Source organism: Micromonospora sp. WMMD730 (assembly GCF_049178955.1).
In the GTDB taxonomy this organism is placed as follows: domain Bacteria; phylum Actinomycetota; class Actinomycetes; order Mycobacteriales; family Micromonosporaceae; genus Micromonospora; species Micromonospora wenchangensis.
On the sequence record NZ_JBMHML010000002.1, the window covers coordinates 4,804,569 to 4,827,320 of the forward strand.

Here is a 22,752-nt window from a genome sequence, read left to right on the forward strand (position 1 = left end):
GGCCGGGCATCGCCGACGGTCACCGACCGCACCCCCGACAGCGACCGCCGACCGCCCCGCCACCCCGTCGGAGCCTTCCCGACCATCGGCGGCGGCAGCAGAACGAGCACCCACTCGCATTCTTCACAAATATCGGTATAGAGGACAAAAAGGTCGAGCGGTTCCTAGTCTGAGGTCGGCAATTCGCCATGACCAAAGGCAAAGGAGACGACATGAGACGAGGACTCGCATCCGCCGCCGTGGTGGGGGCGGCGGCGCTGGCAGCCGGGCTCCTGACGGCGACACCGGCGTACGCGGGCACCTGTGTGGCCAGCGACCCGTGCGACACGACTGTCACCTTCGACGTCACCGCCGGGGCCCTGCAGATCACCGTCCCGGACACCGTCGACCTGGCCAACGACGGCACCCCCGGGGGCTTCGCGTACGGCCAGCTCGGCGCGATCACCGTCGATGACCTGCGGGCCAGCGCGACCCCGAGCTGGGTCGCCACGGTCAGCAGCACCGCCTTCATCACCGGCGCCGGCACCGACCCGGGCACCAGCATCCCGGCCAGCGACATCTACTACTGCTCGGGCGACGCCACCGCCACCACCGGCAGCGGCACCTTCGTCCCCGGCCAGGCGAGCCCCTGCGACCCGCCGCCGCCGGCCGACGGCACGGCCCTGGACACGCCGGCCACCGCGTTCAGCCACACCGTGCTCCCCGCCGACACCGGCAACAACTCGGCGACCTGGAACCCGCTGCTCACCGTCGCCGTTCCGCTCTCCGCCGTCGCCGGGCAGTTCACCGGCACGATCACCCACTCGGTCGCCTGATCCGATGACCCCGGCGACACAGTTGCGGTGGCGCGTGCTCCTCGCGCCGTTCTTCGTCGCGCTGTTCCTCGCCGCCACCGGTGTCCCCGTCGCAGCGGAGGGGGACGGGGACACCGGGGGCGACCAGCGGGGTAAACCCTCGGGCAGCATCGGCATCCAGCTGCTGGAGGCGTCGGCCGACCGGCGCGACGACCCCCGCGCCCGGGTGTACATCGTGGATCACCTGACGCCGGGCGCCACCATGAGCCGGCGCTTCGCGGTGACCAACGACTCCCCCCGGTCCCAGAAGATCACCATGTCGGTCGACGCGGCGGAGATCCGGGACAACCAGTTCGTGCCGTCACCCGACCCGAACGCCAACGAGCTGCCCGAGTGGGTCCATATCGATCAACCCAGCTTCGTCGCCCCGCCGTACAGCACCACCACGCTTCGCGTGAACGTCGACATCCCACCCTCGGCCCCACGCGGCGAACGGTACGGCGCGATCTGGGCCTCGGTCGCCTCGACCACACCCGATCCCACCCGGGGCACCGTACAGAAGATCAACCGGGCGGGCATCCGGATCTACCTCGACGTCGGGCCCGGCGGTGAACCACCGTCGGACTTCGAGATCGACGATCTCGTGCCGGGGCGTACCGACAAGGGGTTGCCGGTCGTCCGGGCGACGGTCCGCAACACCGGGGAGCGCGCCCTGGACCTCTCCGGCAAATTGTGGCTCTCCGACGGGCCGGGCGGGCTGTCCGCCGGCCCCTTCGGCGTCACCGTCGGCACCACCGTCCCGCCCGGCGGCACCGCGCACGCCGAGGTCCTGCTGGGCCGGCAGCTTCCCGACGGACCCTGGCAGGCCCGGCTACGGCTGGAGAGCGGCCGACTGCACCGCGAACTCACCGGCGAGATCACCTTTCCCCGCGACCACGGGGCCTGGGGGCTGCCCGCCACGCTGTCGGACCGGCTGCCGTGGATCGTCGCGCTCGCCGGCGTGCTGACCCTCGCGGCGGGGGTGTTGCTGGTCGTGACGGTGCGCCGGGTCCGCTCCCGGGTCGTCGCCGCGTGAGACCCGGCCCGGGCCCGACGCGTCCGCCCCGGGCCCGGCCGCGCCGCCGGTCGACCGGTCAGTGCATCGCGGTCAGGGCCGCCGCCTCCTGCTCGGCACGCTCGTCGCCGCTGACCTCGTGCAGCGGCTTCTCCCGGATGAAGACGACCGCGACCAGCGCGAGCAGGGCGATCGGGGCACCGATGAGGAACAGCTCCGAGGTGGCGGTGGCGTACGCGTCCCGCACGATCGCCAGGACCGGGGCGGGCAGCGCGGACAGGTCGGGCACCTCGGTGGTGCCGCCGCCGGTGACGCCGGCCGCCGGGCCGAGCCGCTCGGTCATCAGCCCGGTGACCCGGTTGGCCAGCACCGCGCCGAGGGCACTGACCCCGATCGCGCCACCCATGCTGCGGAAGAAGGTCAGCACCGAGGTGGCCGCACCGAGTTCGTGGGCGGGCACGTCGTTCTGGGCGGCGAGGACCAGGTTCTGCATCAGCATGCCCACGCCGGTGCCGAGCACCGCCATGTAGAGCGAGAGCAGCGGCACGCCGGTGTCGGCGTCGATGGTGCTCAGCAGCAGCATGCCGACGGTCATCACGGCCGCCCCCGCCACCAGGTAGGCCTTCCACCTGCCGAACCGGGTGATGAGCTGGCCGGCGACGGTGGAGGAGACCAGCAGGCCGAGGATCATCGGCAGGCTCATCAGGCCGGCGACGGTAGGCGACTTGCCCAGCGAGGTCTGGAAGTACTGCGACAGGAACACCGTGCCGCCGAAGAGGGCAACCCCGACCAGCACGCTGGCGACCGTGGTCAGCGTGACCGTACGGCTGCGGAAGATCCGCAGCGGGATGATCGGCTCGGGCACCTTCGACTCGACCCAGACCGCCAGCGCCAGCAGCACCAGCCCGCCGACGACCATCAGCGCGGTCCAACCCGAGGCCCAGGCGAACCGGTGCCCGGCCAGCGACGACCAGACCAGCAGGGTGGACACGCCCGCGGTGATCAGCAGCGCGCCCCACCAGTCGATGCGCGCCCTGCGGCGCACCACCGGCAGGTGCAGGGTGCGTTGCAGCAGGACGATCGACAGCAGGCTGAACGGCACACCGATCAGGAAGCACCAGCGCCAGCCCAGCCAGGAGGTGTCGACCATGACGCCACCGATCAGCGGGCCGGCGATCGTGCCGACGCCGAACACGGCGCCGAAGATGCCGGCGTACCGGCCCAGCTCCCGGGGCGGGATCATGGCCGCCATCACGATCAACGCCAGGGCGGTCATCCCGCCCGCGCCGACACCCTGCACGATCCGGCTGGCCAGCAGGGTCTCCACGTTGCGGGCGAGGCCGGCGATCAACGAGCCGAGCACGAACAGGCCGAGGGAGAGCTGGATGAGCAGCTTCTTGCTGTAGAGGTCGGCCATCTTGCCCCACAGCGGCACGGTGGCCGTCATCGCCAGCAGCTCGGTGGTGACGATCCAGGTGTAGACGGTCTGGCTGCCGTTGAGTTCGGCGATGATGCGCGGCAGCGCGTTCGCCACCACGGTCGAGGCGAGGATCGCCACGAACATGCCCACCATCAGGCCGGAGAGGGCCTGGAGGACCTCCCGGCGGGACATCCGGCCGGTGCCCACCTCGGGCGGGGTCGACGCGGCAGTTGCGGTCATGGACGTTTCCTTACCGGGTTCGATGCACGTCCGGCGCGGTCGCGCCGGGCTGGTCGGGGGTACGGGGGTCGGGCAGCCCGGCGGCGACGGCGGCGAACGCCTCGTCGAGCAGTTCGGCCAGGGAACGGAACCCGCCGCCGGTGGCCCAGCGGACCATCGCGGTACGCAGCGCGGCCCCGGTGACCGCCACCACGAGGGCGGGATAGCCGTCGTCCGGGTCGTGACCGGTACGCGCCGCGAGCGCCTCGACCATGGCCTGCTCGGTCGTCGCGTTGCCGGAGACCAGCCGGGCCAGCAGCATCGGGTGCTGCATCACCACCTGCATCCGCAGCAGCCACAACGCGGCGTCGCCCTCCACCTCGTCGATCACGCCGGCCAGGGCCGACCGGATCGCCGTCAGCGCCGGCACCTGCGCCGGTACGGCGGCCAGCGCCCGCAGCACCCGTTCCCGGTCGCCCGCCGTGTCGCCGACCAGCGCGTCGTCCTTGGTGGCGAAGTAGTTGAAGAAGGTCCTGGCGGAGACGTCCGCGGCCTCGGCGATCTCCTCGACGGTGACCTGGTCCAGCCCCCGCTCGGCGACCAGGCGCAGCGCGGCGGCGGCCAGTGCGGCGCGGGTCTGCCGCTTCTTGCGGTCCCGCCGTCCGAGTCCCTCGTCCCTGGTCACGAGGGGAGCGTACGAACAAAAGTGCAGTGCCTGCAAACTTGCGCAGTGTGACATGAAACTCGACCGGAGGCCGAGCCGGTGCGGGGTGGCCCGGCCGGTCCCGGCCGCCTAGCCTCGACGGCACCACACCACGGCGCTCGGGGGACGGCAATGCTCCTCACGGACGACATCGACGACCTGGCCCGCGCCGCCGCCCGGGGCGAGCCGGGGGCGCTGGACGCGCTGCTGACGGCGGTACGCCCCGAAGTGCTCCGGCTGTGCGGCCGGCTGCTGCCCCACCGGGAGGACGCCGAGGAGGCCTGCCAGGACGCCCTGCTCGCGGTGGCCCGGGGCATCGGACGCTTCGAGGGCCGCTCGTCGTTCCACACCTGGCTGTACCGGCTCACCGCCAACCGGGCCCGGTCGACCTACCGGGCGCTGCGCCGACGCTGGCAGGTCGAGGCCGGCGGGGTGCCGCTGCCCGACCCGCCGGACCCCCGACGCACCAGCGTGGTCGCCGGCACCCGGCTCGACCTGCTCGACGCGCTGGACGCCGTCCGCCCCGAGGCGGCCGAGGCGCTGACCCTGCGCGACCTGCTCGGCCTGTCCTACCCCGAGATAGCCACCCTGCTCGACGTGCCGGAGGGCACCGTGAAATCCCGCGTCCACCAGGCCCGCCGCCAGGTCCGGGAACGGTTGACCGGTGCCTGAGCGGACCGGCCGGGGGCTGGCCGCCGCGCTGCTGCTCGTACCGGTGACCGGCTGCGCGACCCCGGTCGCCCCGCTCCCGGTCCGGGCACCGACGCCCACCCCGGCGATCCCGACGACCGCACCCCCGACCACCGTCGCCCCGACCCCGGCCGGCCCGCCCCCGGGCACCGTGGGGGCGCTGCCGACGCGGCCCGCACCGGCACCGTCCACCCCCGACCGGACCCGGGGCACCCGGTCCCCGTCGGCGAGCCCCCGGCCGAGCGCCTGCCTGGGCCCGGTCCGCTACGACCTGGTCCTCGCCGACACCGAGCTGGCGCTGCTGACATCGCTGTGCCTGGGCGTCGGCGGGGTGCTCCGGCTCCAGGGGATCGGCCCCGGCGAGGTCACGGTGGACCGGGAGGACCTGGTCGACCAGAACTACGAGGCCGGCGTGGTCGACCTCCGCTTCCTGCGCGCCGGCACGGTCGGGGTGAGCATCCCGTACGAGGGGACGACGTACCTGGTCACGGTGGTGGTCGTCTAGCCGGGCCGCACGCGCACCCCGGCCAGCAGCGTGTCGACGACGTCCGGGCCGCTGCCCTGCGGCGGGGCGACCTGCACGTAGAGCAGCCCGACCCGGCCGGCACGGGCGGCGGCCTCGACCAGCACCGGCCGACCCGCCGGGCAGGTGAACCGGGCGACCACCCAGACCGTCGAGCCCCGGTGTACCCGCCGTACCGGGGCGGCCACGCAGTCGGCGTGCGGACGCTGCGCGACGAGGTCCGCCGGGGTGGACCGCCGGCCCAGCGTCGCGGAGAGGCCGACGAAGGCCCCCGGCACGGTCGGGTCGGTCGCCCACCGGCCCGGGTCGGGCGAGACGACAAGCGCCGGTTCGAGCCGCCCCCGCGCGTCGTACCGGCCGGCCCAGCCCGTCCCGGCGGCCCGCCAGCCGGCCGGCAGGAGCACGCTCACCGGCCCGCTGCGGCCCCACCGGCCGTCGGCCGTGGGCCGGGCGGCGTCACCGCCGGTGGCACCCACCGCGACCAGGATCAGGGCACCAGCCCCGGCCAGGCCCAGCCGACGCGCCACCCGGCGACCCGCAGCCGACCCGGCCCGGCCGACCGGCAGCGCCTCCCCCACCGGGAATGCCCTCCCCGGTCGCCGGGTGGCGGGGGCGTCGGGTGCCCCGGCGGCCCGGCGCAACGCCGCCCGGAAAGCGTCCGCGTCGGGGTAGCGGTCGGCGGGGCGGGGCGCGGTGGCCCGGCGCAGCACCGCCACCACCGGCGCGGGCACCCCGTCCAGGTCCGGCCGGGGGCCGGGACCGCCGAGCAACCGCAGGCCGAGCCGACCCAGCCCGAACACGTCGCTGCGGGTGTCCACCACGGCCAGCGGATCGTCCTGTTCGGGCGCCATGTAGCCGGGCGTGCCGGCGCGGGCGGTCAGCCCGGAGGCGGCGGCGAGCGCCTTGGCCAGCCCGAGGTCGGCGATGACCACCCGTTCCCCGTCGGCGGTGGAGGTGAACAGCACGTTGCCCGGGGTGAGGTCGCGGTGCACCACCCGCTCCCGGTGCAGCACGGCGACCCCGGCGGCGATCTCGTCGAGCAGCGTCAGGGCCGGCGGCACCGGCGGCGTCCCGGCGGCCAGCCGGTCCCGCAGGCTTCCGCCGTCGGCCAGGGCCAGCACCGCGTACGGCCGGCCGTCGGGTAGTTCGCCGACCGCGTGCACCCGTATCAGCCGGGGGTGGTCGAGCCGCCGCAGCAGCCGGGCCTCGTCCCGGAAGCGTTCGCGGACCCGCAGGTCGTGACTCCAGTTCTCGGCCAGCACCTTGATCGCCACCCGGGAGTCGAGAGCGGGATCGTGACCGAGCCAGACGGTCGCGAAGGAGCCCGCACCGAGCAGCCGTTGCACCCGGTAGGGCCCGATCCACGCCGGAGTGCCCATCGTTCCACCCCCACCGCACGGTAACCGGCCTCGGCGGGTGCCGGCGTCCGCCGGGGTCGGTCGGAAAGCCGACGAACGGATTCCGGCCCGGCGGAGACCAACAGAACGACAGACCCGTACCCGCGAAGGAGTTGTCATGCATCGTCTCCGCACCATCCTGCTCACCGGCCTGCTGACCCTGGCCGTCGTCGCGCCGGCGGTACCGGCCGGGGCGCATCCCGGCGTCGCGTCGGGGTCCACGGTGGACCGCGCGCCGGGGGTCGCCGCCGGACTGTGGTCGGGCGGCCTCCCCGGGCGTTCCACCGGCACCGACCTGCTCAGCGTCCGGGGGGCGGGGCCGTTCCGGATCGGCGCGTCACTGACCCGGCTCACCGTGGCCGGACTGATCGACTGGACGGCCGTCGACTGCGAGGGCGTGGTCACGGCCGGCGTCACCGGCGAGTGGGCCGGAAAGATCATGGTGGCCTTCCGCAACGGGCGGCTGGTCGAGATGGGTACTGCCACCGCACCGCCCCGCTCGCCGGCCGGGGCGGGCGTGGGCATGTCCTTCGCCGAAGTGGCGCGGATCTACGGCCCCCGGGGCGAGTTCATCCACAACGACGCCGGAGACGACACGGCGTACCTGGTGCGGTTCGGCAACCGGGTCGAGTTGTTCACCGGGCACCCGATCCGGCCGGGCGTCGGCTACTTCCAGGTCGGGCTGGCGGATCACGTCGAGCGGGCCTTCCGGCAGGGCCGGCCCTGCTGATCAGCCGGTCGGAGCCGGGGCGTCGGGGTTTCCCGACGCCCCGGCTCGCATAGTGCCGAACCCACATTGCTGCGCCGGTAGACATTAGTGTGTGCCACACAGTATAGTGTGACACATGGTCAACGAAGAGGTTCTGCGGACCCATCTCCAGGAGCTGCGCCGCGGCACGGTGGTGGTCGCCAGCCTGCTGGCCCTGCGCACGCCCGACTACGGCTACGCACTGCTGCAACGCCTCGGCGGGCACGGCTTCCCGGTCGACGCCAACACCCTCTATCCGCTGCTGCGGCGGCTGGAGGAACAGGGGCTGCTGACCAGCGAGTGGAACACCGAGGAAAGCCGGCCACGCAAGTTCTACCGGACCAGCGCCGACGGCGAGACGGTGCTGACCCGACTGCTCGACGACCTCGCCGCCGTACAGACCTCCGTGACCGGGCTGATCGAAGGAGTCGACCGATGAGCACCCTGACCGACCGCTACCTCGCGGCGACGCTCCGCTCGGTGCCCGCCGAGCGCCGGGACGAGATCGCCACCGAGTTGCGCGCCTCCATCGAGGACATGATCGAGGACCGGAGCGGCGGCGGCCAGCACACCGCCACCGCCGAACGGGAGGTGCTCACCGAGCTGGGCAACCCGGACCTGCTGGCCTCCCGGTACGCCGACCGCCGGCTCCAGCTCATCGGCCCGGCCTACTACCTCGTCTGGCTCCGACTGCTCAAACTGCTGCTCAGCTTCATCCCGGCGATCGTCGGCACGGTCGTCGTGGCCGTCGAGGTGGCACAGGGCAACGGATTCGGCGCCATCGGTCCGGGGATCGTCGCCGCCATGCAGGTGGCCGTGCAGATCGCCTTCTGGCTCACCCTGACGTTCGCCGTCATCGAACGCGCCCAGCCGGACCCCACGATGCCCGGCTGGACCGTCGACCAACTCCCCGACGTCCCCACCCACCGGGACGTCTCCCTCGCCGAGACCGTCGCCACGGTGGCCATGCTCGCACTGGCCATCGGGTACCTGCCCCTGCAGCACTTCCAGTCGTGGGTGCACGACACCGACGGCGGCAACATCCCGATCCTCGCCCCGGCGCTGTGGACGTTCTGGCTGCCGGCGCTGATCGTGGTGCTGGCCGCCAGCGTGGTGTTCGAGATCGTCAAGTACCGGATCGGACGCTGGAACTGGCCACTGTTCGGGGTGAAGGGCCTGCTCGACGTGGCGTTCGCGGTGCCGGTGGCGTGGCTGGCGCTCTCCGACCGGCTGCTCAATCCGGCTCTGGCCGACCGGCTGAGCTGGCTCGCCGACCAGGACAACCGGGACACCCTCGGAGTCATCATCGCGCTGAGCGCGGCCGGGGTGGTGGTCTGGGGGCTGATCGACAGCGCCCTGAAGACCCGCCGCCAGACGCGCTGAGCGAACCCGCACCCGACGGGCCCGGCGGATCCACGCCGGGCCCGTCGGGCGGTCCGGGAGTGCCGGGTTGCGCGGGGGCGGGTCAGGTCAGCAGGGCACGGCAGCCCAGCCGGGCGGCAGCTGCGGCACCGGCCAGGACGGATCCGGCCGCCAGTGCGCCCAGCCCGCGTCCCACCACCGCTGCCCCGCGTCGAGCAGCGCGGCGATCCGGTCCCCCTCGGCCCGGATCGCCTCCGCCATGCCCGGGTACCGCCCCTCCACGAGGCGCTGGGCGAACAGGTCCACGTCCTTGAAGACGTACCGGTCGGCGTCCGCCGCCCACCACAGGTCCAGCTCGTGGTCGAGGGTGTCCACCCCGATCGGGGTACGCCGCAGCGGGTCCTGGAGGTTGAAGTACCAGCCGGCGAAGGTGCGGTCCGGCCAGGCCCAGAAGACGTCGACCGAGTGCGCCTCGCCGGGGCGGTGCAGCATCAGCTTGCCGTGCCCGGACCACGCGGTGTGCCCCGCCGTCTGCCACGGGTGCCGGCCGCAGGGGAACTCGCCCTGCTCCGGGAAGCCGAACCCGGCACCCGGCGGCAGATAGAGCGCCAACAGGTCGTCGGTGTCCGCCACGCAGATGGTGGGGCAGCCGAACCAGACCTCACCACGCAGGATCTCCCGCCGGACGACCACGTCGCCCGGCGGGAACCGGTGCGCCGGCACGACCGTCAGGCGTCCACCGCCGCCATCACGTCGTCCGAGACGTCGAAGTTGGCGTAGACGTTCTGCACGTCGTCGCAGTCCTCCAGCACGTCGATCAGCTTGAAGATCTTGCGTGCGCCGTCCTCGTCCAGCGGCACGTTGACGCTGGGGATCAGGGCGGACTCGGCCGACTCGTACTCGATCCCGGACTCCTGCAACGCGGTGCGGACCGCGATCAGGTCGGTCGGCTCGGAGACCACCTCGTACGCCTCACCGAGGTCGTTGACCTCCTCGGCGCCGGCGTCGAGGACCGCCATCATCACGTCGTCCTCGGTGGTGTCGGCCTTCGGGACGATCACCACGCCCTTGCGGGAGAACATGTACGACACCGAGCCGGCGTCGGCGAGCGAGCCGCCGTTACGGGTCAGCGCGGTACGGACCTCGGTGGCGGCCCGGTTGCGGTTGTCGGTCAGGCACTCGATCAGCATGGCCACGCCGCTCGGGCCGTACCCCTCGTACATGATGGTCTGCCAGTCGGCACCGCCGGCCTCCAGGCCGGAGCCACGCTTGACCGCGCGGTCGATGTTGTCGTTCGGGACCGAACTCTTCTTGGCCTTCTGGATGGCGTCGAAGAGGGTGGGGTTACCGGCCGGGTCACCGCCGCCGGTGCGGGCCGCGACCTCGACGTTCTTGATCAGCTTGGCGAACATCTTGCCGCGCTTGGCGTCGATGACGGCCTTCTTGTGCTTGGTGGTCGCCCATTTAGAGTGGCCGGACATCTCGTACCTCCGTCTGTTGACTCACGCCTCGCGTCGGCTGGCCGCGCCGACTCCGGGCCAGCACCGGCCGCGTTGGAGGGCTGCGACGGGCAGTGCCCGCGCCGAACCGCGGCAATCCTACCGAGAGCACCGACCCCGCCGTCACACCCGGCGCGTCACCACCGCCGAGCCACCGGCAAATCGCCACGAATGACCGCTTCTTTGCCGGGCCGGGCCGGCTCAGCGGGCGGCGGCGACCAGGTCGGCGAAGTAGCGGTGCAGGCGCAGGTCACCGGTCAGCTCCGGGTGGAACGAGGTGGCCAGCAGGTTGCCCTGGCGGACGGCGACCACCCGGTCGACGGCCGGGCCACCGGTGACCCGGCCCAGCACCTCGACGCCGGGGTCGACCCGCTCGACCCAGGGGGCCCGGATGAAGACGGCGTGGAACGCGGGCCCGTCGACCCCGGCGACGCGTACCGGAGCCTCGAACGAGTCCACCTGGCGGCCGAACGCGTTGCGCCGCACGGTCATCCCGATGCCGGCGAAACCCCGCTGGTCGGGGCGGCCGTCCAGCACCTCGGCGGCCAGCATGATCATGCCGGCGCAGGAGCCGTAGACCGGCATCCCGGCGGCGATCCGCTTGTCGACCGGCTCCCGCAACCCGAAGATGTCCACCAGCTTGCTCATCGTGGTGGACTCCCCGCCGGGCACGACCAGCCCGTCGACCGCGTCCAGCTCGGCCGGCCGGCGCACCGGGCGGGCGTCCGCACCGACCCCGGCCAGGGCGGTGAGGTGCTCACGGACGTCCCCCTGCAATGCCAGCACCCCGATCACCGGTCCGCGCACGGCTGCCCCTCCCGACGTCGTGGCCCCCGGGTCACCAGCCGCGCTCGGCGAGACGGTGCGGCTGCGGGATCTCGTCGACGTTGATGCCGACCATCGCCTCGCCCAGCCCCCGGGACACCTTGGCCAGCACGTCCGGGTCGTCGTGGAAGGTGGTGGCCTTGACGATCGCGGCGGCCCGCTGGGCCGGGTTGCCCGACTTGAAGATGCCGGAACCGACGAAGACGCCCTCCGCGCCGAGCTGCATCATCATCGCGGCGTCGGCCGGGGTGGCGATGCCCCCGGCGGTGAACAGCACCACCGGCAGCTTGCCCGTCTCGGCGACCTCCCGGACCAGCTCGTACGGGGCCTGCAACTCCTTGGCGGCGACGAACAGCTCGTCGGCCGGCAGGGAGCTGAGCCGGGCGATCTCCTGGCGGATCCTCCGCATGTGCATGGTGGCGTTGGAGACGTCCCCGGTGCCCGCCTCACCCTTGGAGCGGATCATGGCCGCGCCCTCGGTGATCCGGCGCAGCGCCTCGCCCAGGTTGGTCGCGCCACACACGAACGGGACGGTGAACGCCCACTTGTCGATGTGGTTGGCGTAGTCGGCCGGGGTCAGCACCTCGGACTCGTCGACGTAGTCGACGCCGAGCGACTGGAGGATCTGCGCCTCGACGAAGTGGCCGATCCGGGCCTTGGCCATCACCGGGATGGAGACGGCCCGGATGATGCCATCGATCATGTCCGGGTCGCTCATCCGGGACACGCCGCCCTGGGCCCGGATGTCGGCCGGCACCCGCTCCAGCGCCATCACGGCCACCGCGCCGGCATCCTCGGCGATCTTGGCCTGCTCGGCGGTGACCACGTCCATGATCACGCCGCCCTTGAGCATCTCGGCCATGCCCCGCTTGACGCGGGCGGTGCCCCAGACCTGGGCGTCACCGGCGTTCGGGGAGGTCGTTTCGGGCACGGCTCATCACTCCTCGGACGTGCTGGGGGTGGGTTCCGGCTGATGCTACGACCGTGGCGACGCCGTTCCGACAGCCAATCGGCCCCACGGTGGCCTGCCCTGTGGCCCGCGTCACCACGTCCGCGCACCGCCCACCGGCGACGGCGGACCGCCGACCGGGCGGGCCGGCACGCCGTGGGGTCAGCCCGTCGGGACGTCGGCGGGCAGGGCCAGGGTGGGGTCGTCGATGTCGAAGTAGCGCGGCCACGGGTGGCGGCGGCCCATCCGGCACACCCGCACCAGCGGCCGGCTGCGCGCGCTACGGGCGTCCCGGACCAGGTCGGTGTGCACCTGCCGGGACAGGGCCAGCCGCCGGCTCGCCGCGATCACCGCCTCGCACGCCGGATCGGCCGGGTCGAGCCGGACCGCCCGCAGTTGCCGGGTGAGGTCGTTCTCGGCCGCCTCCCGCTCCTCGGGGACGGCGTCCAGGGCGATCCGGGCCGCCGCGTACAACTCGACGCCGTAGCGCTTCTCGGCCAGCACCGCGGCGGCGGCGGCCCGGCGCAGCAGGTGCGCGTCGAGCGCGCGGGCCGCCGACTCCGCCCGGGTCTGCAGCCGCTCGACCCGGCCGGCCGTCCAGACCAGGTAGACCGCGAGCAGGACGGCCACGACCGCGGTGGCCAGCACCGCCCACAGCTGCGGCAGCGTGGTGCTCACCCGGGACCACCCAGCCCCGCCCACTCCTGGTCGATGACCCGCCCGTCGGTGGCCTCGATGGCCGCCGCGTAGACCTCCACCACCCGGCGGGCCACCACCGGCCAGTCGAAGTGGGCGACCACCTGGCCGCCGCAGGCGGTCAACGCCGCCCGCTGCGCCGGGTCGTCGAGCAGTTCCGCCAGGGCGGCACGTAGGCCGGCCGGGTCGCCGGTCGGGAAGAGCCGGCCGGCCCGCCCGCCGTCGAGCACCCGGCGGAACGCGTCCAGGTCGCTGGCGACCACGGTGGCCCCGGCCGCGAGCGCCTCGGTGAGGATCATGCCGAACGACTCGCCGCCGGTGTTCGGGGCGACGTAGAGGTCGACGCTGCGCAGCATCCGGGCCTTGTCGACCTCGGAGACGAGGCCGAGGAACGTCACCCGGTCGCGCAGTTCGGCCGGGAACCGCCCGAACAGGTCGTCCGGGTCGCCGGGGCCGGCCACCAGCAGGCGCAGCCCCGGCCGGTGCGGGGCCAGCGCGACGAAGGCGTCCCGCAGGATCGGGAAGCCCTTGCGGGCCTCGGTGAACCGGCCGAGGAAACCCAGCGTCCCGCCGCTGCCGGTGGTGCACTCCCCCGGCCAGCCGGGTAACGGCTCGACCCCGGCGAACTTCGCCACCGCCACCCCGTTGGGGATCTCCACCGCCCCGCCGTCCATGTGCTCGACCTGCACCTTGCGGGCCAGCGCGCTGACCGCGATCCGGGCGGTGATCCGCTCCAGCAGGATCTGGAGCAGCCCCTGGGCGGCGGCGAGCACCCGGGAGCGGGTCATCGCGGTGTGGAAGGTGGCCACCACCGGCCCCCGGGCGGAGAGCACCGCCAGCATCGACAGGCTCGGGGTGAGCGGTTCGTGCACGTGCAGCACGTCGAAGTCGCCCCGGGTGAGCCAGCGCCGCACCCGGGCGGTGGAGACCGGCCCGAACGCGATCCGGGCCACCGAGCCGTTGTACGGCAGCGGCACCGCCCGGCCGGCGGAGACCACGTACGGCGGCAGCGTCGACTCCTCGTCGGCGGGGGCCAGGACGCTCACCTCGTGCCCCAGCCCGAGCAACGCCTCGGCCAGGTCCATGACGTGGTTCTGCACCCCGCCCGGGACGTCGAAGGAGTACGGGCACACGATGCCGATCCGCACTGGCGCCCTCCTCCCTCAGACCGATCCGGCGCTGGCCGGGGGCGCCGGCGCGGTGGACCCGCCGTCGGTGGAGCCCCGCTGGTCCAGCCACATCCGCTGCAACATGTGCCAGTCTTGCGGATGACGGGCGATGCCCGCCGCCAGACGGTCGGCAATCCGCTGGGTCAGCACCCGGACCCGCTCGTCCAGGGGTGCGCTGTCCGGCTCGGGCACCGGCAGCGGGCCCTCCAACTGCGCGCGCGGCATCTCCGGTTCGTACCACAGCGAGGCAACGTAGAGCGGGGCGCCGGTGCGGATGGCCAGCAGGGCGGGCCCGGCCGGCATCTTGGTCCGCGCGCCGAAGAAGTCCACCTCGATGCCCCGGGCCGAGAGGTCCCGGTCGGCCAGCAGCGGCACCACCGCGCCGCTGTGCAGCCGGTCCACCAGCACGTCGAAGGCCGGGCGGGCACCGCCGTGGGTGGGCAGGATCTCCATGCCGAGGGTCTGCCGGAAGGCGAGGAACCGCTGGTAGACGCCCTCCGGCTTGAGCCGTTCGGCGACCGTGGTGATCGGCCAGCCGGTGGCCGCGACCCAGGCGCCGGCGGCGTCCCAGTTGCCCGCGTGCGGCAACGCCACCACCGCGCCCCGGCCGGCCGCCACGTCGGCGGCGAGCATGTCCGACCCGCCGAGGTGGAAGCCGTCGAGGATCTGCTGGCGGCTGAGCGAGGGCAGCCGGAACGCCTCCATCCAGTACCTGGCGTACGACCGCAGACCCTGCCTGACCAGCGCGTCCAGCTCCGGCTCGGGCAGGTCGGGGCCGACCACCCGACGCAGGTTGGCGCGCAGCCGGGTGGCACCTCTGCCCCGGGACCGGTGGGCGCGGTCGGCACCGGCCCGGAAGGCGGCGGCGACCACGGGTCGGGGCAGCGCGCGGGCCAGCCGCCAGCCGGCGACGTAGCCGAGTTCGGTGAGGTTCACTCGCGGCCGGCCAGTTGCGCCTGCCGGTACACGTGGGCCACCCGCTGGCCGACCGTGAAGATCGACACGGCGGCGAGCAGCCAGAGCGAGATCTCCAGGGCCGGGCCGATCCCGAGGCCGGTGATCAGCCCACCGACCCCGACGATCAGCAGCCGTTCGGTGCGTTCCGCGACGCCCACGTTCGCACTCATCCCCAGCCCCTCGGCACGGGCCTTGACATAGGAGACCAGGCCACCGGCGGCCAGGCAGACCAGCGCGGCGGCCACCCCGGAGTGGTTGCCCTCGGTGGCCAGCCAGTAGGCGACCGCGCCGAACACCGCGCTGTCGGAGACCCGGTCCATCGACGAGTCGAGGAACGCGCCGAACCGGGTCGAGCCGCCGCTCATCCGGGCCATCGTCCCGTCGAGCATGTCGGTCAGCGCGAAGAACGTCACGATCAACGCTCCGGCGACGAGATGGCCACGGGCGCCGAAGCCGAGCGCGCCGAGGAGCACGCCGACGGTGCCGGCCACGGTGACCGCGTTGGGGGACACACCGGCGCGGAGCAGACCGCGCGCGACCGGCTCCACGACGCGGGTCATCCCCGCGCGGGCCGTCACTTGGAAGATCTTCGCCATGGCGGTCCCACGATAACGGCCGGCGGCGGCGGGCGGTACGGCCGGTCGCCCGACCCGCCCGGGAGGCTTGTGCCAACCCCCCGCCGGGTGTGAGATCGGGGTGGAAGGTGAGCCAGCTCACCGTCACGGCCGTTGACCGTCGTCCGGCCGACGGGTCACCGGAGGATAGCGCCGCGGCACCCGCACCGGGCCCCGCTTCCCGTCGCGCGCGGCGGTCGCCATCCACCACCGGCTGAGGGAGGTGCGCCGCGATGGCGCAGAGGAACCACGACAGGGCAGCCACCGGCGTACCGGCGGTGACCGACCCCGGCACCGTACGCAACGTGGTGCTGGTCGGGCACTCGGGGGCCGGCAAGACGACCCTGGTCGAGGCGCTGCTCGCGGCCAGCGGCACGATCGACCGGGCCGGCAGCGTCGCCGCCGGCACCACCGTCGGCGACCACGACCCCGCCGCGGTACGCCAACAGCGTTCCGTCGCCCTGTCCTGCGCGCCGCTGGTGCACGCCGGGGTGACGGTGAACCTGCTGGACACCCCCGGGTACGGCGACTTCGTCGGCGAGCTGCGGGCCGGTCTGCGGGCCGCCGACGCGGCACTGTTCGTGGTGTCCGCCGTCGACGGGATGGACGCCGCCACGGCCGCCCTGTGGGAGGAGTGTGCCGCGGTCGACCTGCCGCGTGCGGTGGCGGTCGCCCGGCTGGACCATCCGCGCGCCGACTTCGACGAGGCGGTGGCGCTGTGCCAGCGGGTCTTCGGGGACAACGTGCTCCCGCTGCACCTGCCGATGCTCGGTGACGACGGCGAGTCGGTGGCCGGTCTGCTGGCGCTGGTCACCCGGCGGGTGCACGACTACTCGGCCGGGCTGCCCGCCACCGTGCGCGACCCGGAACCGCAGCACCTGCCGGCGATCACCGAGTCCCGGGGCGAGCTGATCGAGGGGATCATCGCCGAGAGCGAGGACGAGACCCTGATGGACCGTTACCTCGACGGCGAGGAGATCGACACTCAGGTGCTGGTCGCCGACCTGGAGAAGGCGGTCGCCCGGGGGCACTTCTACCCGGTGGTGCCGGTCTGCGCGGCCACCGGCGTCGGGCTGGACGTGCTGCTCGACGGCCTGGTGTCGGCGTTCCCGTCGCCGCTGCAACGGCCGGTGCCGGCGGTCACCGGGCTGGACGGCTCCCCCCGCCCGCCGCTGGACTGCGACCCGGACGGCCCACTGGTCGCCGAGGTGGTCCGGACCACCGTCGACCGGCACGTCGGCCGGGTCTGCCTGGTCCGGGTCTTCTCCGGGACGCTGCGCCCCGACCAGACGGTGCACGTGTCCGGGCACGGGATGGCCGACCGGGGACACCCCGACCACGACGCCGACGAGCGGATCGGGCACGTCTACCGCCCGCTCGGGGCGGCCCTGCGGGAGGTGGACGCCTGCGTCGCGGGTGACATCTGCGCGATCACCAAGTCGGGCAGCGCGGAGACCGGCGACACCGTCTCGGCGCGCGACGAGCCGCTGCTGATCGCGCCGTGGGAGATGCCGGAGCCGCTGCTGCCGGTGGCGGTGGTGGCCCGCAGCCGGGCCGACGAGGACGCCCTGGCCCGCAACCTGGGCCGGCTGATCGTGGGTGACCCGACGCTGCGGCTGGAACGCAACCCGCAGACCCACCAGCTGGTGCTGTGGTGCATGGGCGAGGCGCACGCCGACGTGGTGCTCGACCGGCTCCGGGCCGGCGGGGTGGAGCTGGACACCGAGCCGGTGCGGGTGCCGCTGCGGGAGACGTTCACGGTGGCCGCCAGCGGACACGGCCGGCACGTCAAGCAGTCCGGTGGGCACGGCCAGTACGCGGTCTGCGACCTCACGGTGGAGCCGTTGCCCCGGGGTACCGGGATCGAGTTCGTCGACCGGGTGGTCGGCGGGGCGGTGCCGCACCACTTCGTACCGTCGGTGGAGAAGGGCGTACGGGCGCAGTTGGCGCAGGGGCTGGTGGCCGGCCACCCGGTGGTGGACGTGCGGGTGACCCTGGTCGACGGCAAGGCGCACAGCGTCGACTCGTCCGACGCCGCGTTCCAGACCGCCGCCGCGCTCGCCCTGCGCGACGCCGCCGGGCGGGGCGAGGCGACGCTGCTGGAGCCGGTCGACGAGGTGGTGGTCCGGGTCGCCGACTCCTCGGTCGGGGCGGTGCTGGGCGACCTGTCCGGCCGGCGGGGCCGGGTGCTCGGCACCGAGGCCGACCCGGACGCCGAGGGCCGCACCCTGATCCGGGCCGAGGTGCCCGCCCTGGAACTGCTGCGCTACGCGGTGGAGCTGCGCGCCCTGACCGCCGGCACCGGCACCTTCCGCCGCACCTTCTCCCACTACACCCCCACCCCGAACTAACCCACCCAGCCACCCCTCCCACCGCGTCGATCATGGAGTTGTGGTGGGGGTTGAGCGCACATGTGTCGCTTATGCGGGGGCCCACAACTCCATGATCGACGGGGGTGGGGGGGGTGGTCAGGGGCGGGCGGCGGGGATGGGGGGGAGTGGCCAGTGCGGGCGGTCGGCGTCGCGCAGCGCGGCCTTACGCAGCGCGGCGAGCTGCCGTTCCACCTCGGCGAAGTGGTCCGGTGTGAGCGGGCCGAGGCGCAGCGCGGCGGCGTTCTCCTCCACCTGGGCGACGGTACGGCAGCCGGGGATCGGCACCGCCCGACCGCTGCGCGCCCAGATCCAGCCCAGCGCGCCCTGGACCAGGGTCCGACCGTCGGCGGTCAGCGCGCCGCGCACGGCGGTGACCCGGCGCAGCCACTCCGGCGCGGGCCGGCCGCCCCGGAACCACTCCAGCCAGCCGGGGGTCATTCCCCGCACGTCGTCGCGGGGCAGGGTGGAGCCCGCCGTGTACTTGCCGGTGAGCAGCCCCATCCCGAGCGGCCCCCGGTTGACGCTGGCCAGGTCGTACTTGTCGCAGGTGGACAGCATCGCCGGCGCGTCGCGCAGCACCGACAGGTTGTGCTGGATCGCGGTGGCGTGCGGAGCCACCTGGGCGAAGCCGGCGGCCCGGTCGGCCCGGTCGGTGCTCCAGCCGTACGCCCGGACGAGGCCGTCGGCGACCAGGTCCTCGCAGGTGCCCACCAGCGCCTCCACCCGGGGCAGCGGCAGGTCGCCGAGGTGCAGCTGGTAGAGGTCGATCCGGTCGGTGTCCAGCCGGCGCAGGGAGTCGACGACCGCCCGCCGCAGGTACGCCGGGGAGGCGTCCTCGCCGGTGGCCTGCCTGGCCCGTTCGTCGAAGGTGTACCCCCACTTGGTGGCGATCACCGCCTCGTCCCGGCGGCCGGACAGCGCCCGCCCGAGGACCCGTTCACCGTGCCCGGCGCCGTACGTGTCGGCGGTGTCGAAGAGGGTCACGCCGAGGTCGAGGGCGCGGCGGACGGCCCGCACCGACTCCTCGTCGTCGACCGCGCCCCAGCCCAGCGGCTGGGATCCTTCGGCCCAGGGGCCACCGATCGCCCAGCACCCCATGCCGAGAGCGCTGACCTCGATGCCACTGCGACCCAACACCCGTGTCGTCACTGCCATGGCCGCATCGTGTCACCTTCCGGAAGCCTGGGGAGACGAAGCTGACGCAACGTGCCCGATCGACCACAAGCGACACCTCGGCGTGGACACCGGGCGACGGCGACGCGCCCGGCCCACCCCGTGGTGCCGGGAGGCCGCCGGGTGGTCAGCGGGGCCGGACGCTGGCCAGCGGCATCGGGGTCGACTGCCCCGGCCAGCGGCCGGTCAGGGTGGCGGCTGCCGGCCCGCCGTCGGGCAGTCCGTCACCGGGCAGTCGGCGCGCGACGAGCAGGTCGACGGTGTCGGTGCCGATGCGGGTCGGGTCGCCGTCGACCACCTGACGCACCGGGCCGACGACGGGGGCTCCCACGCTGCCGGTGGTGGCCACCGTCATGGACGGCTCGCGGATTTCCCGCACCCCGTCGATCTCGAAGTACTCCTGCGCCTGACCGGAACCGGTGAGGATCGCGGCGGCCAGGGCAGCGGCGTAGACCGGGTCGCCGCACCCGTCGTAGACCCAGCGGGGGCCGAGCACCGAGTGGTGGGTGGTGCCGACCAGCCATTCGTCGGCGTCGGCCAGCGGCGCGTCCCGGTAGGTCAGCGGGACCTGGTGGACCGGGCCGGCGTCGAGGCGTACCAGGATCGTCTCGATGCCGACGGCACCGGCGGGGTCGTCGAACCGGTAGGCGGCGACCCGGACGGGCTCGCCGGCGGCCGGCCCCGAATACCACCGTCGGCCCGGCAGCCACCCGGCCAGGAGTTCGAGTTTCGTGGGGCGGATCTCCGCCTGGTGCAGCAAGGCCATGATCACATCCTAGGAGTCGGCAGACCGGCCGCCGCACCCGTCACGTGGCCCGGTCAACCGGCGCGCGCCCGGCCGCGTTGTGCCGTGGCGGGCGCGCCGGTCCCGGGACGCCGGTCAGGACGGCCAGGCGCGGGCGAGCAGCTCGCGGGTGTCGGAGAGTAGTTGCGGCAGCACCTTCGTCCGGCCGATCACCGGCATGAAGTTGATGTCCCCACCCCACCGGGGCACCACGTGCTGGTGCAGGTGGGCGGCGATGCCGGCGCCGGCCACCCCGCCCTGGTTCATCCCCAGGTTGAACCCGTGCGCGCTGCTGACCTGCCGGACCACCCGCATCGCGGTCTGGGTGAACGCCGCCAGCTCCACCGTCTCGGCCTGGTCGAGCTCGGTGTAGTCGGCCACGTGCCGGTAGGGGCAGACCAGCAGGTGCCCCGGGTTGTACGGGTAGAGGTTGAGCACCGCGAAGACGTGCGTGCCCCGGGCCACCACCAGGCTCCGCTCCGGCGGCAGGCCGGGGGCCAGGCAGAACGGGCAGCCGGCGGGCTTCTCGTAGCCCCCCTCGGGGCGGTCCTCCCCCGAGATGTAGGTCATCCGGTGCGGGGTCCAGAGCCGGTCGAGCCCGTCGGCCAGGCCGTCGTCCACCGAGCCGTGGTCCGTGTCGCCGTCGAGATGCCGCTCCGCCCCAGTCACACCGCCGATCCTACGATCCCCCACCACGAACGCCACCGGCCCGTCGGTACGGGGGCCGGTGGCGGGTGGGGCGGGGCCGGGTCAGCCGGCGGCGGACGGCCCCGCGTTGGCCCGCGAGGAGACCACGTCGAGCACGTGGTCGACCGCCTCGGCGACCGGCACCCCGTTGCGCTGGGAGCCGTCGCGGTAGCGGAACGAGACGGTGCCGGCGGCCACGTCGTCGTCCCCGGCGATCACCATGAACGGGATCTTCTGCTGCTGGGCGGTGCGGATCTTCTTCTGCATCCGGTCGTCACCGGCGTCGACCTGCGCCCGGATGCCCTTGGCGCGCAGCGCCGCGACGAAGCCGTGCAGGTACTCGGTGTGGTCCTCGCGGATCGGGATGCCGACCACCTGCACCGGGGCCAGCCAGGCCGGGAACGCCCCGGCGTAGTGCTCGGTGAGCACCCCGAAGAACCGCTCGATCGACCCGAACAACGCCCGGTGGATCATCACCGGCCGCTGCCGGCTGCCGTCGGCCGCCTGGTACTCCAGGCCGAACCGCTCGGGCAGGTTGAAGTCGACCTGGATGGTGGACATCTGCCAGGTCCGGCCGATGGCGTCCTTGGCCTGGACGGAGATCTTCGGCCCGTAGAACGCCGCGCCGCCCGGGTCGGGCACCAGGTGCAGGCCGGACTCCTCGGCGGCCGACCGCAGCGCCTCGGTGGCCCGCTCCCAGTTCTCGTCGGTGCCGACCGACTTGTCCGGGTTACGGGTGGACAGTTCGAGGTAGAAGTCGTCCAGGCCGTAGTCGCGCAGCAGCTCCAGGACGAAGGCGAGCAGCGACTTCAGCTCGCCGGCCATCTGCTCCTCGGTGCAGAAGATGTGCGCGTCGTCCTGGGTCATGCCCCGGACCCGGGTCAGGCCGTGCACCACGCCCGACTTCTCGTACCGGTAGACCGTGCCGAACTCGAACATCCGCAGCGGCAGTTCCCGGTAGGAGCGACCCCGGGACCGGAAGATCAGGTCGTGCATCGGGCAGTTCATCGGCTTGAGGTAGTAGTTCGCCCCCTCCACCTCCATGGGGGGGAACATCCCGTCGGCGTACCAGTCGAGGTGCCCGGAGACCTCGTACAGGTGGCCCTTGGTGATGTGCGGGGTGTTGACGAACGAGTAGCCGGCCTCCTCGTGCTTGACCCGCGAGTAGTTCTCCATCTCCCGGCGGATGATGCCGCCCTTGGGGTGGAAGACCGCCAGGCCGGAGCCCAGCTCGTCGGGGAAGCTGAACAGGTCGAGGTCCACCCCGAGCTTGCGGTGGTCGCGCCGGGCGGCCTCCTCCAGCAGCTTCAGGTACGCCTTCAGCTCGTCGCGGGTCGGCCAGGCGGTGCCGTAGACCCGCTGGAGCTGCGGGTTCTTCTCCGACCCCCGCCAGTACGCGGCGGCCGAGCGCATCAGCTTGAACGCGCCGATCAGCCGGGTGTTCGGCAGGTGCGGGCCCCGGCACAGGTCCGACCAGCAGACCTTGTCCTCGCCGGCGGCGAGGTTGTCGTAGATGGTCAGCTCGCCGCCGCCCACCTCCATCACCTCGCTGGTGTCCAGCCCCTCGCCCTTGACCTCGATCAGTTCGAGCTTGAACGGCTCGGCGGCCAGCTCGGTCCGGGCCTCGTCCAGGCTGTCGAAGCGACGGCGACGGAACCGCTGGCCGGACTTGACGATCTCCTGCATCCGCTTTTCCAGCTTGGCCAGGTCGTCGGGCTGGAACGGCTTGTCGACGGCGAAGTCGTAGTAGAAGCCGTTCTCGATCGGCGGGCCGATGCCCAGCTTGGCCTCGGGGAAGACGTCCTGCACGGCCTGGGCGAGCACGTGCGCGGTGGAGTGCCGCAGCACGTTGAGCCCGTCCGGCGAGTCGAGGCTGACCGGCTCGACGGTGGTGTCCTCGGCCGGGGTCCAGTCCAGGTCGCGGAGCTGGCCCTGCGGGTCGCGGACCACCACGACCGCCTTCGGGCCGGCGGCGGGCAGCCCGGCCGCGGCCACCGCGTCGGCCGCCGTCGTCCCGGCGGCCACGACGACGGGGTCGGCCACGACGGGGGTACGGGGTGCGGACACGGTGAACTCCTCAACGGCAGGCGGCACGGATGGGCCGGACGCGCCGGCTG

The 22,752-nt window shown here is 73.5% G+C and carries 23 protein-coding genes; 8 read left to right on the forward strand and 15 right to left on the reverse strand.

Going from position 1 to position 22,752, the window contains the following annotated elements; all coding sequences use genetic code 11:
• Positions 1 to 212 precede the first annotated feature (212 nt).
• The gene (locus ACN265_RS20615) at positions 213 to 815 is read left to right on the forward strand and encodes a hypothetical protein (protein ID WP_420119485.1); all 603 of its coding nucleotides are present in this window, start codon (positions 213 to 215) and stop codon (positions 813 to 815) included.
• A gap of 4 nt (positions 816 to 819) precedes the next feature.
• Entirely contained in the window at positions 820 to 1,869 is a 1,050-nt protein-coding gene (locus tag ACN265_RS20620; RefSeq protein WP_420119484.1) for a hypothetical protein, read from the forward strand.
• 58 nt (positions 1,870 to 1,927) lie between these two features.
• Here ACN265_RS20620 and ACN265_RS20625 read toward each other — a convergent pair whose 3' ends face one another.
• Positions 1,928 to 3,508 (reverse strand): MDR family MFS transporter, encoded by a 1,581-nt coding sequence (locus ACN265_RS20625; RefSeq protein WP_357930754.1) that lies wholly within the window; start codon positions 3,506 to 3,508, stop codon positions 1,928 to 1,930.
• A gap of 10 nt (positions 3,509 to 3,518) precedes the next feature.
• Positions 3,519 to 4,172, reverse strand: coding sequence for a TetR family transcriptional regulator (locus ACN265_RS20630; RefSeq protein WP_421408987.1), 654 nt, complete (start codon positions 4,170 to 4,172; stop codon positions 3,519 to 3,521).
• Between the two features lie 150 nt (positions 4,173 to 4,322).
• Here ACN265_RS20630 and ACN265_RS20635 point away from each other — a divergent pair, with 150 nt between their 5' ends.
• Together ACN265_RS20635 and ACN265_RS20640 are read left to right on the forward strand one after the other, a co-directional pair.
• The gene (locus tag ACN265_RS20635) at positions 4,323 to 4,862 is read left to right on the forward strand and encodes an RNA polymerase sigma factor (protein WP_421408988.1); all 540 of its coding nucleotides are present in this window, start codon (positions 4,323 to 4,325) and stop codon (positions 4,860 to 4,862) included.
• The gene (locus ACN265_RS20640; protein ID WP_421408989.1) at positions 4,855 to 5,385 is read left to right on the forward strand and encodes a hypothetical protein; all 531 of its coding nucleotides are present in this window, start codon (positions 4,855 to 4,857) and stop codon (positions 5,383 to 5,385) included. Before ACN265_RS20635 ends, ACN265_RS20640 begins: the two co-directional genes overlap by 8 nt.
• Here the strand turns inward: ACN265_RS20640 and ACN265_RS20645 are convergent.
• Complete coding sequence (locus ACN265_RS20645) at positions 5,382 to 6,782, reverse strand: protein kinase domain-containing protein (protein WP_421408990.1); 1,401 nt, start codon at positions 6,780 to 6,782, stop codon at positions 5,382 to 5,384. The two genes, ACN265_RS20640 and ACN265_RS20645, sit on opposite strands and share 4 nt — an antisense overlap.
• 136 nt (positions 6,783 to 6,918) lie before the next feature.
• Here ACN265_RS20645 and ACN265_RS20650 point away from each other — a divergent pair, with 136 nt between their 5' ends.
• The 3 genes from ACN265_RS20650 (at position 6,919) to ACN265_RS20660 (ending at position 8,931) form a co-directional block, all read left to right on the forward strand.
• Positions 6,919 to 7,530, forward strand: coding sequence for a hypothetical protein (locus tag ACN265_RS20650; protein ID WP_421408991.1), 612 nt, complete (start codon positions 6,919 to 6,921; stop codon positions 7,528 to 7,530).
• A gap of 115 nt (positions 7,531 to 7,645) precedes the next feature.
• Positions 7,646 to 7,987 carry a PadR family transcriptional regulator gene (locus tag ACN265_RS20655; RefSeq protein ID WP_204927639.1) on the forward strand — a complete coding sequence of 114 codons (342 nt, stop codon included), beginning with the start codon at positions 7,646 to 7,648 and terminating at the stop codon, positions 7,985 to 7,987.
• A complete protein-coding gene (locus tag ACN265_RS20660) occupies positions 7,984 to 8,931 on the forward strand; it encodes a permease prefix domain 1-containing protein (protein WP_420117696.1) in 948 nt (315 codons plus the stop codon). The genes ACN265_RS20655 and ACN265_RS20660 overlap by 4 nt, the downstream gene beginning before the upstream one ends.
• 87 nt (positions 8,932 to 9,018) lie before the next feature.
• On the opposite strand, the gene ACN265_RS20665 is transcribed toward ACN265_RS20660, so the two are convergent.
• The 8 genes from ACN265_RS20665 to pgsA all read right to left on the reverse strand — a co-directional run bounded on the left by ACN265_RS20665 (position 9,019) and on the right by pgsA (position 15,601).
• Entirely contained in the window at positions 9,019 to 9,633 is a 615-nt protein-coding gene (locus tag ACN265_RS20665) for a DUF402 domain-containing protein (protein ID WP_421408992.1), read from the reverse strand.
• A gap of 5 nt (positions 9,634 to 9,638) precedes the next feature.
• The gene (locus ACN265_RS20670) at positions 9,639 to 10,391 is read right to left on the reverse strand and encodes a YebC/PmpR family DNA-binding transcriptional regulator (RefSeq protein ID WP_208569437.1); all 753 of its coding nucleotides are present in this window, start codon (positions 10,389 to 10,391) and stop codon (positions 9,639 to 9,641) included.
• A gap of 219 nt (positions 10,392 to 10,610) precedes the next feature.
• Positions 10,611 to 11,216 carry a pyridoxal 5'-phosphate synthase glutaminase subunit PdxT gene (pdxT, locus tag ACN265_RS20675; RefSeq protein WP_204927642.1) on the reverse strand — a complete coding sequence of 202 codons (606 nt, stop codon included), beginning with the start codon at positions 11,214 to 11,216 and terminating at the stop codon, positions 10,611 to 10,613.
• A 31-nt stretch (positions 11,217 to 11,247) separates the two neighbouring features.
• Entirely contained in the window at positions 11,248 to 12,165 is a 918-nt protein-coding gene (gene pdxS / locus ACN265_RS20680) for a pyridoxal 5'-phosphate synthase lyase subunit PdxS (protein WP_363654952.1), read from the reverse strand.
• A gap of 180 nt (positions 12,166 to 12,345) precedes the next feature.
• The gene (locus ACN265_RS20685; RefSeq protein ID WP_377685626.1) at positions 12,346 to 12,861 is read right to left on the reverse strand and encodes a hypothetical protein; all 516 of its coding nucleotides are present in this window, start codon (positions 12,859 to 12,861) and stop codon (positions 12,346 to 12,348) included.
• On the reverse strand, positions 12,858 to 14,027 hold the full coding sequence (locus ACN265_RS20690; protein WP_421408993.1) for a glycosyltransferase family 4 protein: 1,170 nt from the start codon (positions 14,025 to 14,027) through the stop codon (positions 12,858 to 12,860). Before ACN265_RS20690 ends, ACN265_RS20685 begins: the two co-directional genes overlap by 4 nt.
• Positions 14,028 to 14,042: 15 nt before the next feature.
• Positions 14,043 to 14,984: a phosphatidylinositol mannoside acyltransferase gene (locus ACN265_RS20695; RefSeq protein WP_421408994.1), complete on the reverse strand. Its 942-nt coding sequence runs from the start codon at positions 14,982 to 14,984 to the stop codon at positions 14,043 to 14,045.
• Complete coding sequence (gene pgsA, locus ACN265_RS20700; RefSeq protein ID WP_421408995.1) at positions 14,981 to 15,601, reverse strand: phosphatidylinositol phosphate synthase; 621 nt, start codon at positions 15,599 to 15,601, stop codon at positions 14,981 to 14,983. Before pgsA ends, ACN265_RS20695 begins: the two co-directional genes overlap by 4 nt.
• Before the next feature lie 251 nt (positions 15,602 to 15,852).
• Between pgsA and ACN265_RS20705 the strand changes: the two genes are divergently transcribed.
• Positions 15,853 to 17,970, forward strand: a complete 2,118-nt coding sequence (locus ACN265_RS20705; protein WP_421408996.1) for an elongation factor G-like protein EF-G2 — start codon at positions 15,853 to 15,855, stop codon at positions 17,968 to 17,970.
• Between the two features lie 117 nt (positions 17,971 to 18,087).
• On the opposite strand, the gene ACN265_RS20710 is transcribed toward ACN265_RS20705, so the two are convergent.
• The 4 genes from ACN265_RS20710 to thrS form a co-directional block, all read right to left on the reverse strand.
• Positions 18,088 to 19,146 carry an aldo/keto reductase gene (locus ACN265_RS20710; RefSeq protein ID WP_421408997.1) on the reverse strand — a complete coding sequence of 353 codons (1,059 nt, stop codon included), beginning with the start codon at positions 19,144 to 19,146 and terminating at the stop codon, positions 18,088 to 18,090.
• Positions 19,147 to 19,291: 145 nt separating this feature from the next.
• Positions 19,292 to 19,930, reverse strand: coding sequence for a CG0192-related protein (locus tag ACN265_RS20715; RefSeq protein ID WP_421408998.1), 639 nt, complete (start codon positions 19,928 to 19,930; stop codon positions 19,292 to 19,294).
• Positions 19,931 to 20,044: 114 nt separating this feature from the next.
• Entirely contained in the window at positions 20,045 to 20,617 is a 573-nt protein-coding gene (locus ACN265_RS20720) for an HIT family protein (protein WP_377685052.1), read from the reverse strand.
• Between the two features lie 81 nt (positions 20,618 to 20,698).
• Complete coding sequence (thrS, locus tag ACN265_RS20725) at positions 20,699 to 22,702, reverse strand: threonine--tRNA ligase (protein ID WP_357930783.1); 2,004 nt, start codon at positions 22,700 to 22,702, stop codon at positions 20,699 to 20,701.
• Between the last annotated feature and the right edge of the window lie 50 nt (positions 22,703 to 22,752).

Excerpts from the sequence above, each read along its gene's own strand:
- ACN265_RS20615 (WP_420119485.1), top strand. The coding sequence starts at position 213 with ATGAGACGAGGACTCGCATCCGCCGCCGTGGTGGGGGCGGCGGCGCTG.
- ACN265_RS20620 (WP_420119484.1), top strand. The coding sequence starts at position 820 with ATGACCCCGGCGACACAGTTGCGGTGGCGCGTGCTCCTCGCGCCGTTC.
- ACN265_RS20625 (WP_357930754.1), bottom strand. The coding sequence starts at position 3,508 with ATGACCGCAACTGCCGCGTCGACCCCGCCCGAGGTGGGCACCGGCCGG.
- ACN265_RS20635 (WP_421408988.1), top strand. The coding sequence starts at position 4,323 with ATGCTCCTCACGGACGACATCGACGACCTGGCCCGCGCCGCCGCCCGG.
- ACN265_RS20645 (WP_421408990.1), bottom strand. The coding sequence starts at position 6,782 with ATGGGCACTCCGGCGTGGATCGGGCCCTACCGGGTGCAACGGCTGCTC.
- ACN265_RS20650 (WP_421408991.1), top strand. The coding sequence starts at position 6,919 with ATGCATCGTCTCCGCACCATCCTGCTCACCGGCCTGCTGACCCTGGCC.
- ACN265_RS20655 (WP_204927639.1), top strand. The coding sequence starts at position 7,646 with ATGGTCAACGAAGAGGTTCTGCGGACCCATCTCCAGGAGCTGCGCCGC.
- ACN265_RS20660 (WP_420117696.1), top strand. The coding sequence starts at position 7,984 with ATGAGCACCCTGACCGACCGCTACCTCGCGGCGACGCTCCGCTCGGTG.
- ACN265_RS20670 (WP_208569437.1), bottom strand. The coding sequence starts at position 10,391 with ATGTCCGGCCACTCTAAATGGGCGACCACCAAGCACAAGAAGGCCGTC.
- pgsA (WP_421408995.1), bottom strand. The coding sequence starts at position 15,601 with ATGGCGAAGATCTTCCAAGTGACGGCCCGCGCGGGGATGACCCGCGTC.
- ACN265_RS20705 (WP_421408996.1), top strand. The coding sequence starts at position 15,853 with ATGGCGCAGAGGAACCACGACAGGGCAGCCACCGGCGTACCGGCGGTG.
- ACN265_RS20710 (WP_421408997.1), bottom strand. The coding sequence starts at position 19,146 with ATGGCAGTGACGACACGGGTGTTGGGTCGCAGTGGCATCGAGGTCAGC.
- ACN265_RS20715 (WP_421408998.1), bottom strand. The coding sequence starts at position 19,930 with ATGGCCTTGCTGCACCAGGCGGAGATCCGCCCCACGAAACTCGAACTC.